Source organism: Hymenobacter ruricola, from assembly GCF_015694525.1.
Lineage (GTDB): Bacteria > Bacteroidota > Bacteroidia > Cytophagales > Hymenobacteraceae > Hymenobacter > Hymenobacter ruricola.
Window position 1 is genome coordinate 932,130 of the sequence record NZ_JADQDM010000001.1, and the last position, 14,922, is coordinate 947,051.

General features: G+C 60.8%; 12 protein-coding genes and 1 tRNA gene. 9 read left to right on the forward strand and 4 right to left on the reverse strand.

All coding sequences use genetic code 11. The features are described from left to right. Positions 1-62: 62 nt before the first annotated feature. The 4 genes from I2H31_RS03990 (at position 63) to I2H31_RS04005 (ending at position 6,195) form a co-directional block, all read left to right on the forward strand. Positions 63-1,157 (forward strand): OmpA family protein, encoded by a 1,095-nt coding sequence (locus I2H31_RS03990; protein ID WP_196291694.1) that lies wholly within the window; start codon positions 63-65, stop codon positions 1,155-1,157. 54 nt (positions 1,158-1,211) lie between these two features. Beyond that, positions 1,212-3,434, forward strand: coding sequence for a beta strand repeat-containing protein (locus I2H31_RS03995; RefSeq protein WP_196291695.1), 2,223 nt, complete (start codon positions 1,212-1,214; stop codon positions 3,432-3,434). A 171-nt stretch (positions 3,435-3,605) separates the two neighbouring features. Continuing rightward, positions 3,606-4,409: a hypothetical protein gene (locus I2H31_RS04000; protein ID WP_196291696.1), complete on the forward strand. Its 804-nt coding sequence runs from the start codon at positions 3,606-3,608 to the stop codon at positions 4,407-4,409. 55 nt (positions 4,410-4,464) lie between these two features. Further along, positions 4,465-6,195: a hypothetical protein gene (locus I2H31_RS04005; RefSeq protein WP_196291697.1), complete on the forward strand. Its 1,731-nt coding sequence runs from the start codon at positions 4,465-4,467 to the stop codon at positions 6,193-6,195. Between the two features lie 146 nt (positions 6,196-6,341). Here I2H31_RS04005 and I2H31_RS04010 read toward each other — a convergent pair whose 3' ends face one another. The 3 genes from I2H31_RS04010 to I2H31_RS04020 form a co-directional block, all read right to left on the reverse strand. After that, positions 6,342-7,049, reverse strand: coding sequence for a ClpP family protease (locus I2H31_RS04010; protein ID WP_196291698.1), 708 nt, complete (start codon positions 7,047-7,049; stop codon positions 6,342-6,344). Positions 7,050-7,190: 141 nt separating this feature from the next. After that, positions 7,191-8,516, reverse strand: a complete 1,326-nt coding sequence (gene tig, locus I2H31_RS04015; RefSeq protein ID WP_196291699.1) for a trigger factor — start codon at positions 8,514-8,516, stop codon at positions 7,191-7,193. An 87-nt stretch (positions 8,517-8,603) separates the two neighbouring features. Beyond that, positions 8,604-8,685 (reverse strand) — tRNA-Leu (locus I2H31_RS04020). A 137-nt stretch (positions 8,686-8,822) separates the two neighbouring features. On the opposite strand from I2H31_RS04020, the gene I2H31_RS04025 reads away from it, so the two are divergent. The 5 genes from I2H31_RS04025 to I2H31_RS04045 all read left to right on the forward strand — a co-directional run bounded on the left by I2H31_RS04025 (position 8,823) and on the right by I2H31_RS04045 (position 13,882). Beyond that, positions 8,823-11,030, forward strand: a complete 2,208-nt coding sequence (locus I2H31_RS04025) for a RelA/SpoT family protein (protein ID WP_196291700.1) — start codon at positions 8,823-8,825, stop codon at positions 11,028-11,030. Beyond that, positions 11,027-11,359 (forward strand): CHY zinc finger protein, encoded by a 333-nt coding sequence (locus I2H31_RS04030; RefSeq protein ID WP_196291701.1) that lies wholly within the window; start codon positions 11,027-11,029, stop codon positions 11,357-11,359. Before I2H31_RS04025 ends, I2H31_RS04030 begins: the two co-directional genes overlap by 4 nt. A 69-nt stretch (positions 11,360-11,428) precedes the next feature. After that, the gene (locus I2H31_RS04035) at positions 11,429-12,034 is read left to right on the forward strand and encodes a Fur family transcriptional regulator (RefSeq protein WP_196291702.1); all 606 of its coding nucleotides are present in this window, start codon (positions 11,429-11,431) and stop codon (positions 12,032-12,034) included. A gap of 68 nt (positions 12,035-12,102) precedes the next feature. Continuing rightward, a complete protein-coding gene (locus I2H31_RS04040; protein ID WP_196291703.1) occupies positions 12,103-12,453 on the forward strand; it encodes an STAS domain-containing protein in 351 nt (116 codons plus the stop codon). A 160-nt stretch (positions 12,454-12,613) separates the two neighbouring features. Beyond that, on the forward strand, positions 12,614-13,882 hold the full coding sequence (locus tag I2H31_RS04045; protein WP_196291704.1) for an adenylosuccinate synthase: 1,269 nt from the start codon (positions 12,614-12,616) through the stop codon (positions 13,880-13,882). 729 nt (positions 13,883-14,611) lie between these two features. Here the strand turns inward: I2H31_RS04045 and I2H31_RS25010 are convergent. Further along, positions 14,612-14,922, reverse strand: a 311-nt coding sequence (locus I2H31_RS25010; protein ID WP_230687419.1) for a hypothetical protein, incomplete at its 5' end; no start/stop codon positions are given.

Genomic DNA, 14,922 nt, shown 5'->3' on the forward strand with positions numbered 1-14,922 from the left:
CTTTCGCTCGCGCTGCCTTGACAAAAACTTCAGTAGCTCCCTTCGATTAAAAATCTCTTTTCATGTTCAAACTCCGTTATTCCATTCTGCTGGTAAGTGCCTTTGCCTATCTGACCAGTTGCTCCTCCGAGCCAAAAGCCACCGCGGAAACCGAAGCCGCTGCCGCCACTAAGCCTGCTCCTGCACCGGCGCCAGCAACTGCGGTGGCCCCAGCCGCCGCTCCCGAAGCGGCACCTCCGGCCACGGCGGCGCCTGCCGCGCCCGCCGGTTTCGACCCTAGCACCGCCCCGGTCGTCACGCCCAAGCTCGGGGCCTGGCCCTACTTCACTCTGCTCGACAACTACCACAAAGGCACCATCAAGGACAGCGAAGTGCGCTCCGAGGAAGTGAAAGACCTGATGAAGGACGCCGCGTTTGACCGGTACGAATTTTTCGACGGCACGAAAATCATTCCCGTCGAAGGCCGCTTGGCCACTATCAAGGCCGTGGGGAGCGGGGCGTCGTTTTTCCAGGTGCAGAAAACCTACGAGAAGCTGATACATGACCTGGGCGGCGTGACCGTGTGGGAAGGCAATATGCAGAAGTTCGCCGACGCCAAGCTGACCTTCGACGAGCGCCGCCACCGGGGCCGCTACAGCATGTTCCCCCACGAAAAGGCCGGCGTTTACATGGTGCGCACCCCCGACAAGGAAATCTGGGTAGAGCCCTACCAGATTTACGACGACCACGAAAATTACTGGCTGACCGTGGTAGAGAAAAAGGCCCTGCCCATGCAAGCCTCCGTGCTGCCCGCCGCCGAGATGAAAAAAGCCCTCGACGCCACCGGCCACGTCGCGCTCTACCTCAACTTCGACACCGACCAGGCCACCCTCAAGCCCGACGCGCAGGCCACCATCGCCCAAATCATCAGCCTGCTGTCGCAGAACCCCGACCTGAAGCTGGCCGTGCAGGGCCACACCGACAACGCCGGCACGCCCCCGCACAACCAGGAGCTTTCCGAAGCCCGCGCCCGCACGGTGGTGGCCACCCTCACCGCGCAAGGCATCGACGCCACCCGCCTGCAAGCCGCCGGTTTCGGCCAAACCAAGCCCCTGGCCGACAACGCCACCGAGGCCGGCAAAGCCAAAAACCGCCGCGTGGAGCTGGTAAAAATCTAGCATTCTCTTACTGCCGGCCGGGTCAAGGCGAAGCGGCAAAACCATTCTCTTCCCATGAACAAACTAGCCGCCCACGCGCGCCGCACCGGCACCTTGCTTCTGCTGGCTTCGGCCGGCGCCTACGGCCAGTCCGTGGGCATTGGCACCACCACGCCCAATCCGTCGGCGTCGTTGCACCTGCGCGCGCCCAACCTGGGCTTGCTCATCAACCAGGTGAACTTGGCCTCGCTCACCGACGCTACGACCATCACGAACCCGGCCACGGGCCTGCTCGTGTACAGCGCCAGCGCCGCGCTGCCCGACGGCCCGGGCTTCTACTACAACGCCGGCACGCCCGCCGCCCCGCAGTGGACACGCCTCACCTCCGGCCCGGCCAGCGCCGGCGACAACCTGGGCAACCACACCGCCACTCAAAACCTCAACCTGCAGGGCAACTTGCTGGTGGGCGGCACGGCCACCGTGCCCGGCACCGTGGGGCTGCGCCTGGATGGCAACGGCAACGCCGGACTGGGGACCACCCCAGCCCCCACGGCCGGCGACCGGCTGCGCGTGGACGGCGGTGACGTGCGCGTTGGCTTTGCCCAGTGGAACTCGGCGGCCAACAACCGGCTCCTCAAATTCGGCGACGGCGACTACGTGACGCTGGGCGAAGCCGGCGCCGACGACCGGCTGCAGTTCCAGGCCCGCGATTTTCGCTTCGATGGCAGCGACAGCGGTTACCCTGGCAACGTGGGCATCGGGCTGGGGGCGGCCGCGGCGTCCGGCGAGCGCCTGGAAGTGGGCGGCAACATCAAAATCACGGGCCCGGCGGCCACCACCGGCCTCGTCTTCGCCGACGGCACCAAGCAGTTCACGGCGGCTACCGGCGGCGGCCTGACGCTGCCTTATAGCGGTTCGGCCAACCCGTCGGCGTCGGGGCCGGTTTTTCAAATCACCAACACGGGCAGCGGCAGCGGCCTGCGCGGGGCTTCGGCCAGCGGGCAGGGCGTGGTGGGGCGTGTCAACGGCACCGGACCCGGCCAGGGCGTGGTGGGCGTGAAGGGCACCAACGTGCCCAACATTGAGGACGCCGCCGTGGTGGGCCTGAGCGACGCCGACTACGCCGTGTACGCCCGCAGCAAACAGGAAACCGGCGTGTTCGGCACCACCGAAGCCACCACCATAGCCACTGCCGGGGTGCGGGGTTTCGCTACCTCGGGCGGCACCGGCGTGAGCGGCGAGTCGAGCAGCGGGCCGGGCGTGAGCGGCTCCAGCACCACCAACGTGGGCGTCAGCGGCACCTCCGGCGACGACATCGGCGTGCGCGGCAGCACGGCCGGCGACGGCATCGGCGTGGCGGGGGTGGTGGGCCGCAACACGGGCACGAGCAGCAGCAGCGTTGGCGTGTCGGGTTTCAGCCACAATGGCATCGGCGTGTTTGGCGACGTGGACGCGCCCGGCGGCCGCGGCGTGCAGGGCCAGGCCAGCCAGGCCAACGGCACCGCGGTAGTGGCCAGTGCCAGCGGGCCGGCCACGGCCTTCAATGCCACCACCACCGGCACCGGTCCGGCGGCCTATATTTCCCAGAGCAATACCGCCAGCTCGGCCGCGGCCGTTACCATCCGGCAGCGGGGCACGGGCCCGGCCCTGGTGCTCGATAACAACGGGGCGGGCTACGCCATGGGCATGGGACTGGGCATCGGCACCTCATTTCCGCGCACCCAGCTCAGCATTACGCCCGCCACCACCGAAGCCAAAATCACGCTCTACGACGGTGGCAGCGGCACCAACCACTACGGCTTTGGGGTGAGCGGCTTTCAGCTCAACTACCACGTGAGCGCCGTCTCCGACAACCACGTGTTCTACGCCGGCGGCAAAAACGGCGACGGCACCGAGCTCATGCGCATCAAGGGCAACGGCCGCGTGGGCATCGGCACCGACGACCCGCAGGCCCAGCTCGACGTGGCCGGCACGGTTCGCGCGGTGGAAGTGAACACGCCCACCACCGGCGCTGCCAACCTGCTGCCCGTGGCCTACGGCCGCATCCGGGCCAACGGCACCGTGGCCTCGGGCACTGGCAACTTCACCTGCTCGCAAACCAACGGCCTGTACACGGTAACGTTCACGGCGGCCTCCGGCCTGAGCACCGCCAATTTCGGCTCGGCCGCCATCATGGCCACCCCCAACGGCTCGAATGCCCCCATTTACGGCTTCGCGGGCGGCGCGGGCCAGGTGCAGTTCGTCTTCGACCCGGCCGGCGCACTGGATACCTTCTCTTTCATGGTGTACCAGCCCTGAGTTGCCCCGGTCCGTGAGGCACTGCTTCCTCACTTCCTACCTAAAGGCACGGCCAGCAAGCATGAAAAGCCGCGAGTGCAACCAGTCCGAAAGCAATTGCCCCGCCACCCGTTATTCCTTGCGCAGCACGGTAAATGCTTCGCTATTTAAACTTTAACCCTTGACTTGCTCATGAAAATTTCTCGCTTCCTCCTGCTGCCCGCGGTGCTGTTAGCCCTGCCCGGCACTGCCCAGATAATTACGAAAGACCAAGCCACGCGCACCGCCCAAAGCAGCGTGAACAGCCGCGCCAACGGCGAAATCAGCCGCGGTGTCAACGCCGGAATTGACGGCATTGGGGCCGGGGTAAAAGGCTTGTTTGGCCGGCGGAAAGACAAGCCGGCTCCCGCTGCGCCGGCGCCGTCATCCGGGCCAGCTACCGCTGCGCCCCCCGCTGCGCCCCCCGCGGCGAGCGGAGCGCAGCGGGTGCGCGTGCCGGGCGGCAACTTTTCGGTGCAGGTGCCGGCGGGGTGGGCTTATAGCTACCTGCGCATCAGCAGCATGCTGCCCGACCGCCCCGGCCAGCCCGCCGGGCCGCAGGAAAGCGAGAGCATGCCCGCCACTACCCCGCCCGCGCAGCTCGGCCGCATGAACGGCCTGCAGCTCTACCGCCTGAGCGACCCGAACGACCAGCTCATGGTGTTTGCCCACGGCGGCAAGCCCGCCCTGAGCCAGGCCGAGTTTGCGGCCGTGGTGCAAAGCGCGGCTCGCAACGCGGGCGGCGCGGCGCCGCAGGTCGGCACCACCAAAGTGGGGGCCGGGCTGCCGGCTTATCGGGTTGAAAATGCCGCCTTCGGCCTAAAGCTGGTGAGCGTGTACGCCTACCGCGACGGCCGCCGCTACGGCTTCTCCGCCACGCGGGCACCCGCGCAGTTCGCGCCCTTGCAGAAAGTGCTCGACCAGGTGACAGCTTCTTTCGAGCCGGCCGGCAAATAGGCCGAAACCGCTGCTCACTCCTTCGAAGTCCGCATTCCGAATTTACGCACCTACCATGAAGTACGTCTTGCCTTTTGCCGCCGCATTGTTGGCCTTGGTTCCACTGGCTGCCCAGGCGCAAGTAGGCGTGGGCACCACCACGCCGGACGCCAAAGCGGCCCTCGACATCCGGGCCACTGACAAGGGCCTGCTGATTCCGCGCCTGACGGCGGCCCAGCGCACGGCCATCACCGCCCCCCCGCAGGGCTTGATGGTGTACCAAACCGACGGCACGGCCTCCGGCGGGGCCCAAACCGGGTTCTGGTACTACGCCGGCACGCCCGGCGGATGGGTCTTCATCGAACCTGCTTTGGGCAGTGGCTTGACTTTGCCCTACTCCGGCACCGCTAGTACCAGCAGCACGGCCTTCGCCGTGAGCAACACCGGTGCCGGCCAAGCCCTCAGCGGCACGGCCACGGGCAATGGCGCGGCGGCCGTGCGCGGCGAAAACGCGAATACTACCAGTGGAAGCGGCGCCGGCGTATTGGGCCTGGCCGTGAGCGGCTATGGCGTGCGCGGCGTGGCCAGCGGCACCAATGGCTACGGCGTGGCCGGCGAATCCGCCGACAGCCGGGGCGTGAGTGGCTCCTCGGGCAGTGGGCCGGGCCTGTACGGCCGCAGCACCACCGGTTCGTCCCTGCAAGCCCAAAAGGCTGGGAGCGACCTGGGCCGCATCGCCGAACTAACCAATGCCAATGCGGCCAACGACTCCACGGCGGCCTATATCAGCACCAACGGCGACCGGCCCGCCCTGCGCGCTGTGAACACCGCCACCTCGGCGCAGCCGGCCATTCGGGGCGTGAAGCAAAGCGCCAGCGCCGACGGCATCGGCGTGGAAGGCGTCATCACCACCGGCGCTACCGGCAACGCGGCCGGCGTGCTGGGCAACGACGAAAGCGGCAGCGGCACCAGCAGCGGGGTGCTGGGCCTGACGGAGGGTGGCTACGGCGTGCGGGGCATTGCCTCGGCCAACGGTGGCTACGGCGTGAGCGGGTCGGCTACCAACAGCTACGGCGTCATTGGTGGCAGCACCAGCGGCACCGGGGTATACGGCACCACCAACAGCAGCAATGCTGGGATGGCCGGAGTGAAAGGAATCAGCACCAATAGCGGGGGAACCGGGGTGCTGGGCACTACCGTCAGCGGCAGCGGGGTGCGGGGCGACGCCACCGGCAGCAGTGGTTACGGCGTGCTGGGGACGGCCGCCTCCACCAACGGCATCGGGATTGCCGGGTCCGCTTCCGGTGCTGCCACGGCCATCTACGGCGTGGCCACCGGCACCGGCCGGGCCGGATATTTTGGCCAAAACAACACCAGCAGCTCCGCCACCGCCGTCGAAATCGTGCAGAATGGCACAGGCCGGGCCCTCGACGTCAGCGGCGGACCGGTGCGCATGGTCGAGCTTAATAGCCCCACCACCGGCGGGGCCAACCTCCTGCCCATCGCCTACGGTCGGGTGAGCAAAACCGGCACCATCATCAACGGTTCCGGCAATTTCACTGTCAACCAGCCGTTGCCTGGCCTAGGACTCTACGACATCACCATTACCAGCCCCGGCAACCTCAACCTGACTAACGCCGTCTGCGTGGTCTCGTGTGGCATCGGCACCACCACCGGCCTCAACGATTTCAGCGCTGCGGCGGCCAACGGTGGCCCCAATGGCTTGGTTGAGGTAGAAGTGCGGCGCTTGTCCAATCCCGCCAATGCCGACGAGCAAGGCTTCAACTTTGTAATCTACCGTCCTTAAGCAACGCTGCCCCGCATTATCATAGCAGTGGGTAGTTTCAAAATTCCGCCGCAAACAAAAAAGCCCCTGCTAATCAGCAGAGGCTTTTTTGTTATCAATAGCAAGTAGCTATGCCACAGAATAAGCGGGTGTGACCGAAGCCGAAATTAAGCTTTCTTCTTCTCCAGCACCTCGTCAATCAGGCCGTACTCTTTGGCCTCGTCGGCCCGCATCCAGTAGTCGCGGTCCGAATTGTCGTGGATTTCCTGGTAGGTTTTGCCGGTGTGCTGCGCCAGAATGTCATACAATTCCTTCTTCAGCTTCAGGATTTCACGCGCCGTGATTTCGATGTCCGACGACTGGCCTTGCGCGCCACCCGAAGGCTGGTGAATCATCACGCGGGCGTGGGGGAGGGCCGAACGTTTGTTGGCAGCGCCGCCAGCCAGCAGCACCGCGCCCATCGAAGCAGCCAGACCCGTGCAAATGGTGGCTACGTCGGGGTTCACGTACTGCATGGTGTCATAAATACCCAAGCCGGCGTAAACCGAGCCACCGGGCGAGTTGATGTAGAGCAGGATGTCTTTTTTGGCATCAGCCGACTCCAGAAACAGCATTTGGGCCGTCAGGATGTTGGCGATGTAATCGTCCACGGCCGTGCCCAGGAACACAATCCGGTCCATGATGAGGCGCGAAAACACGTCGATTTCGGCGAAGCGCGTGGGGCGCTCCTCAATCACCGAGCGGGTCATGCCGGTGGGCATAATCAGGCCGCCGCGGGTCTGGCCTTCCACGTGTTGGATGTACTGGTCCACACCCAGGCCGCTGAGGCCCTGGTGTTTCACCGCAAACTTGCGAAACTCTTGTTTATTCAGCATTTGGTTGAAATGTGGCGCCGGCTTGCGCTTGCGCGGGTGATGGTTCTAAGACGGGCGAAGTAAAGGAATGTTGTCGGAACCCCAACAAAAAAGCCCCTACGTCTCCGTAAGGGCTTTTTGAAAAGTCGGGCTACGCAGCCATTAGCTGTGCAGGGTCCGGAATTCTTCGGCCGTTACGGGCTTGTCCGTAACAACAACTTTGCCGCGCAGGTTTTCGAGCACTTTCTCTGCCAGAATGGCCTCGTACTCGTTCACGTAGTTCTTGCCGTTCTCCTGCTTCAGGTACTGGTCAGCGTAGCTGCGCATCGACTCGCGCATCTCATCGGGCATGTTCGGCATGTTGAACTGGCCCATGATTTTGTCGAGGGTGCGGTTCACGATTTCGTCGTTGCTCACCTTCAGGCCGGCTTCTTCAACCACCTTGTTGCGAATCATGCTCCACTTCAGCTCTTTCTCGTAGTCGGTGTAGTGCTCTTCTACCTTCTCGGGCGTCAGTTTGCCCTCGTTGGCGCGCACCAGCCACTTCTTGAAGAACTCCGTGGGAATTTTGATGTCCACGCCGTTCACCAGCTGCTCCACAATGCGGTTGTTCAGCGAGCCTTCGGCCTCGCGGTCGTAGTTCGACTGGATGGTCTCACGCACTTTGGCATCGAACTCTTCCGGCGTCGAAACCGCCTCGGGGCCAAATACCTTATCGAACAACTCCTGGTTGAACTCCGGGGCCGCCGTGCGGTTCACTTTCTCCACGTTGAACACGTAGTCGCCGGTGGCCGCAGTCGCTTCGTCCTTGCTCAGGCCCGAGAAGTTTGAAATCGAAGCCGCGTCGTTGTTGAAGGCCTTCTGCAGGTCGAACGTAATCACGTCGCCACCTTTCTTGCCGATGAATTGCTCCTGCTGGTCGGCTGCCACTTTGTTGATGGGCAGTAGCACGGTGCGGCCGTCACCTTCCTCGTCGGCTTTCTTCAGCTTGCCGAACAAATAGTCGCCAGCCTCCGAAACCTCGGGGTTGGTCGTCTCGCCGTACTGACGGGCGATTTGCTCGTTGGTTTGGGCCAGCGTCTCGTCGTCGATGGTCACCTTGTGCAGCTCGGCCGTTAGGCTTTCGGGCAAATTAAAGTCGGGCAGCAGGCCCAGCTCAAACTGGAAATCGAAGTCCTTGTCGGTGTCGAAGTCCACGTTGCTGGCCACGGGCAGCGGCTCGCCGAGCAGCTTGATGTTGTTCTCCTTGATGTAGGAATCCACGGCCTTGCCCAGCATTTTGTTGATTTCCTCGGCCAGAATGCCTTTGCCGTACATTTTGCGCACCATGCCCACGGGCACCATGCCAGGGCGGAAGCCCTTCACCTGGGCGCGCTTGGTGTACTCTTTGATTTGCTTGTCGACGGTGGGGGCGTAGTCGGCTTCGGTCAGGTGCACGGTCAGCAGCCCGGTCAGCTGCTCGTCGTTCTTGTCGAGGGTGATGTTCAAAACAGGGGAGCCGGCTTCTGCTGGCGGGTTGAGTGGTTGAAAAAAAAGCCTCCAGCCTATGCGACTGAAGGCCGTATCAGAAAAAAGTGCGGATAGAGGGACTCGAACCCACACGCCTTGCGGCACCAGATCCTAAGTCTGGCACGTCTACCAATTTCGCCATATCCGCATATGGGGCCGCACGCCGATTGCTACGGGCCCGCAAAGGTACTCGGGAAAATCCTTGCGCGCAAAGCTCGGGTATAAGTAGGGGTTGGCGCGTTATGAAGCCACTTTTTCTCGCCCGTCGTTGTTACTTTACTCATTATGCCTCCCGTTATATCTCCCGAAGCTGAGCGCCAGGAAATCCTGCGTCATTATCGCCGCCTGCTGCGCACGGCAAAGCCTTACCTGAAGGACGGCGACCCAAAGCTGATTAAAAAGGCATTCAATCAGAGCCTTGAGGCGCATAAGGAGATGCGCCGTAAGTCGGGCGAGCCCTACATCTTGCACCCGTTGGCGGTGGCGCAGATTGCGGTGGAGGAAATTGGGCTGGGGACGACGAGCATCGTGGCCGCTCTGCTGCACGATGTGGTGGAGGACACGCCTACGGAGATTTCGGACATTGAGCGCGAGTTCGGCAATAAAGTAGCCCGCATTATTGACGGCCTCACGAAAATCTCGGGGGTCTTTGAGTACGGCACCAGCGAGCAGGCCGAGAACTTCCGCAAGATGCTGCTTACGCTGAGCGAGGACGTGCGCGTCATCCTCATTAAGATTGCCGACCGCCTGCACAACATGCGGACGCTTGATTCGATGCCGCGGCACAAGCAGCTGAAAATTGCTTCGGAAACGCTGTACCTGTACGCGCCGCTGGCGCACCGGCTGGGGCTCTATACTATAAAGAGTGAATTGGAGGATTTGTATCTCAAATTCACTGACACGGAGACTTACAATGACCTCAAGTCGAAAGTCCGCCAGAGCCAGGCGGCGCGCAACCGCTTTATCAAGGAGTTTGTGCAGCCGATTGATGATGAGTTGAAAGCCCAAGGCTTTGAGTACGAAATCAAAGGGCGGCCCAAGAGCATCTATTCCATTCTCAAGAAGATTAAAAAGCAGAACATCACCTTCGATGAAGTGTATGACCTGTTTGCTATTCGCGTTATTCTGGACGTGCCGCCGGAACAGGAAAAAGCGGCTTGCTGGCAGGTCTACAGCATTGTGACTGATTTTTATCAGCCGAACCCCGACCGCCTACGCGACTGGGTGAGCACGCCCAAAGCCAACGGCTACGAGAGCCTGCACACGACGGTGATGTCGCGCGCTGGGCAGTGGGTGGAGGTGCAAATCCGTTCGCGCCGCATGGACGACATCGCCGAGAAAGGATACGCCGCGCACTGGAAGTACAAAGACACGGGCAGCATCCAGCCTGAAAGTTCGCTGGAAGGGTGGGTGAACAAGGTGCGCGAGATGCTGGAATCGAATAATTCCAGCGCGCTGGAATTCATGGACGAGTTCCGGCAAAACCTGTTCGTGAAGGAAGTGTACGCCTTCACGCCCAAAGGCAAGCTAGTCATTCTGCCCGATAAGGCTACCGCGCTGGATTTCGCCTTCGACATCCACTCGCAAATCGGTCTGCATTGTCTCGGTGCCAAGGTCAACCAGAAGCTGGAGCCCCTCAGCTACCAATTGCACAACGGCGACCAGGTCGAAATCCTGACCTCACACAAGCAGCGGCCGACGCCGGAGTGGCTCAACTACGTCATCACGACCAAGGCGCGCTCCAAAATCAAGGACTTCCTGCGCGACGACAAGCGCGCCAAAGCCGAAGACGGCCGGTTCCTGTTGGAGAAGCGACTCGAAAACATCGGCGTGCCCTTCACGCAGGAAAACTTCAACCGCCTGCTGGCCTACTTCAACGTGGCCACGGCGCAGGGATTCTACTATCGGCTTGCTATTGGACAGGTTGACGGACGCACCATTCGGGAGTCGTTGTTCACGTCGGACAAGCCGGTGCCCTCTGTGCTCGAACCCAAAACCTTCGACAACGAGGTGCAAAAAATCCGCGGCGTGCGGCCCGATATGCTCGTAGTAGGCGAGCACACTGACAAGTTCAACTACAGCATTGCCCGCTGCTGCAATCCCATTCCCGGCGATGACGTGTTCGGCTTCGAAACCGACCAAGGCCTCATCATCCACCGCACCAGCTGTCCGCGAGCTGTCGATTTGATGTCGAACTACGGCAACCGCATCGTGCGCGCCAAGTGGACGGAACAGCTGGAACTGGCTTTCCTGGCCGGCATCCGCCTCAAGGGCTCCGACCGTGTGGGCCTCGTCAACGACGTCACGCGCATCATCAGTACCAGTCTAAAGGTCAATATGCGCTCCATCACCATCAACGCCGACGACGGTATTTTCGATGGCCAAATTATGGTATTCGTCAACGACACCGACCACCTCAACAAGCTCATCCAACGCCTACGCAAAGTAAACGGCGTGCTGCAGGTCGAGCGGTTCGATTCGCAACAAGTATGAGCCAACCAGCTTCCATCACCGTCCACGGCACCGGCGTGAACGAGCGCACCCAATGCGCTCACTGGCATTCGGAGCGCGACATCATCGGTATCAAGTTCAAGTGTTGCGACACGTTCTACGCCTGCTTCGACTGCCACCAAGAAGCTGCCAACCACGCCCCAGCCGTCTGGCCCAAATCCGAATACGTCACCGAAGCCATCCTCTGCGGCAATTGCAAAACCACCCTCAGCATCAGCAGCTACTTAAGCTGCCACAACACCTGCCCGCGTTGCCAGGCCGCCTTCAATCCCGGTTGCGCTACGCATTATCCCCTTTATTTCGAGCGCTGAGAACCTAAAGCGACCTTTCGCGCTTTTCTAACTTTGGTTTCTCTACCTGCCAATCATTCCAAACCCACCGTGCAAACTCCCCAAGTAGCTTTCCCGAACCCACAGCCTACTTCCGCCGAGGAAGGGCAGGGGGCAGGCGGCTCTTCCGAAACCGGCTACGCCGCCAAGCACACGCCCAGCGCCGCCTCCGAAGCTACGCTCAATACCGATAAGCTCGAAGAAGTCCGCAAGCTCTTCACCGCCCACCTCGAAAACAAAGGCCTCCGCAAAACCGGCGAGCGTTACGCCATTCTCGAAGAAATCTACGCCCGCTCGGGCCACTTCGACGTCGACGAGCTCTACGCCGGCATGAAGGAGCGCGGCCTGCAGGTAAGCCGCGCCACCGTTTACAACACTTTGGACCTCTTGGTCGAGCAAGGTCTCGTCAGCAAGCACCAGTTCGGCCGCAACCTCGCCCAGTACGAGAAGAGCTACGGCTACCGCCAGCATGACCACGTCATCTGCACCGAATGCCATAAAGTGGTGGAATTCTGCGACCCGCGCATCCACGGCATCCAGACCATGGTCGGCGACCTGCTGAACTTCCATATCTTGCACCATTCTTTAAACCTCTACGGCATCTGCGGCGACTGTCGCGCCCAGGCCGCCGCCCGTTCTTCCGCATCTTCAACCTAACAATTTTCCCACGAGTCCCGTCGCGCTCCCCTCCCTGCCGGGGAGGGGCCGGGGGAGGGGTTTCACGCATGACCACCACCAGCTCCGTCCAAAACGGCATTCTCTTCGTCCGCCTCTCCGGCGACCTAATCGGCAGCCCCGACACCGACCAGCTTCTCCAATCCGTCAACACGCACCTCGGCGAAGAGCTCAACCAATGCGCCGTCGACCTCTCCGAAATCCGCTACATCAATAGCACCGGCATTGGCGTCCTCGTCTCGCTCCTCACCAAGTTCCGCAGCCGCGGCGGCGAGATGGTCCTCATCAACCCTGCCGACCACCCCAAAAAGATGCTGGCCCTCACCAAGCTAAACAACATCTTCACCGTATCGGCCGATGAAGCCGCCGCCCGCCAACTCCTAACCCCGGCCGCCGATTAGGCGGCCATTTTTTTGCCTTTTGAATACCACCTCATCCCAGGAATTCAGCAAACCAAGCCGAAGCAAAGAGATTATACAGGCAATTTTCTCCGCTAAGATTTCTCAATCCATTTCCTAGTAGTCTAAATACCGACTACTTCATACCGAATACCCAGAACACATGCCCGTAGACGTATTAGTAGGCCTCCAATGGGGCGATGAAGGCAAAGGCAAAATCGTAGACGTCCTCGCACCCACCTACGATGCCGTAGCCCGTTTCCAGGGCGGCCCCAACGCCGGCCACACCCTCACCTTCGACGGTATCAAGCACGTCCTGCACCAGGTGCCCAGCGGCATTTTCCACCCCCACATCCTCAACATCGTCGGCAACGGCGTCGTCCTCGACCCCATCGTCTTCCGCCAGGAGCTCCAAAAGCTCACTGATAGGGGAGTAGACTGGGCCCAAAACCTCTACGTCTCCAAAAAAGCCCAACTCATCCTCCCCTCGCACCGCGCCCTCGACCGCATCAGCGAAGAAGCCCGCGGCAACACCAAAATCGGCAGCACCCTCAAAGGCATCGGCCCCACCTATTCCGACAAAATCGGCCGCGTCGGCCTCCGCGTCGGCCACATCCTGCTCCCCGATTTCGAGCAGCGCTACAAAGAAGCCGTGGCCCAACACGCCGCCATCGCCGCCCACCACAACAAGCAGCTCGAAATCGAAGCCCTCGAAGCCGACTTCTTCTCCGCCGTCGAGTTCCTGCGCACCCTCCAGCTCATCGACACCGAATACCTCCTCAACGACCTCCTCACCCAAGGCAAGCGCATCCTCGCCGAGGGCGCCCAAGGCTCTCTATTAGATATCGACTTCGGTTCCTATCCCTACGTCACCTCCTCCAGCACCACCGCCGCTGGTGCCTGCACCGGCCTTGGCATCGCCCCCCGCCACATCGACAAGGTCTACGGCATCATCAAAGCCTACAGCACCCGCGTCGGCAGCGGCCCATTCCCCACCGAGCTCCACGACGAAGTAGGCGAGCAAATCCGCCAGGCTGGCCGCGAGTTCGGCTCCACAACCGGCCGCCCCCGCCGCACCGGCTGGATAGACCTGCCCGCCCTCCGCTACGCCATCATGCTCAACGGCGTCACCGAACTCCACCTCATGAAAGCCGACGTCCTCGACGCCTTCACCGAAATCCAAGCCTGCACCCACTACCGCACCGCCACCGGCGCCAGCACCCCCCAACTCCCCGACCCCGGCCAGCTCACCACCATCACCCCCCAATACCAAACCCTCCCCGGCTGGAACACCGACCTCACCACCATCACCGACGTCGCCCAACTCCCCAACAACCTCCAGTCCTACCTCACCTTCCTAGAGCAAGAACTCCAAGTCCCCATCCGCATCGTCAGCGTCGGCCCCGATAGAGTAAGCACCCTCCATCGCTAAAATCATCCATTCCACCAGCAACGCCGCCTCAGGCCAATAAATGGTCCAGGCGGCGTTTTCATTAAACCTAACACTTAATAGAGCTTCCGTTAGCGCAAGGAATGGATACCCAGATTCGTCGCCACCGCTCAAATTTCATGTATTGTGTTCATAACCAAGAGGCGAGTCCTAGCATCGGGCTAAACTAAAAGTTCGACCAGAATCTAAACGAGCTATTAGCAGTATAGTAATGCTTAAATGCCGTTTCCAGCTAGTTTAAACACTTTTTCTAATGTCAGAAAAAATTTATGACATTTTTTCTCTGCCAGAATCAGCTACTTACAACCTTTGCTCTGGCTATTTCGTAACCGACTCCTTGCCCGCCAAAAAAGTCCTCCTACCTTTGCAGTCCCAAATCGTCAAACGGACTACGGGTTGCACACACCGAAAGGCTTGAGCAAAATTTTTGGAGTGTTCGGAACTTGCCGGCTGGTGAAAATGTCTTTCACCAGCACAGCCACCCAAGGGCAGCACAATCCAAAAGAATTGAGGGTATCGGAACTACGAAAGCCAAAGACTTGTCTTGCCTCTCGTGCTACTGACCCAAGGCATCGAAAAAGATTTTTTCGAAAGTTCTTGGAAAGTCAAAAAGCTCCTCCTTACCTTTGCAGCCCGCTTCAATAGGAGGCGGCTAAACTTGAAAAGTCGAAAGAAAAATTCTTAAAAATTTTTCGCCGAAAGCTTGACAAGTTAAAAAATCTTCCTACCTTTGCACTCCCAAATCGAACAGGGCGCTGCAATAGCAACGGAAAGGGCAACTAAAACAGCCCACATTGTCACCTCAATTGGAAGTGACAAACGTTCTTTGAATGACGGAAACAGACAAAATAGTAAGTGTTTCACTTGCTGCATTTCCTCGGAAATAAGCAAGTAAACAAACCAAGCGAAACGAATTTGACATAACGTCAATATGTGAGCAAGGTCAGCACTCGACATCAGCCATGGTTCGCTATGGTGTAGGAATATTTTACAATGGAGAGTTTGATCTTGGCTCAGGATGA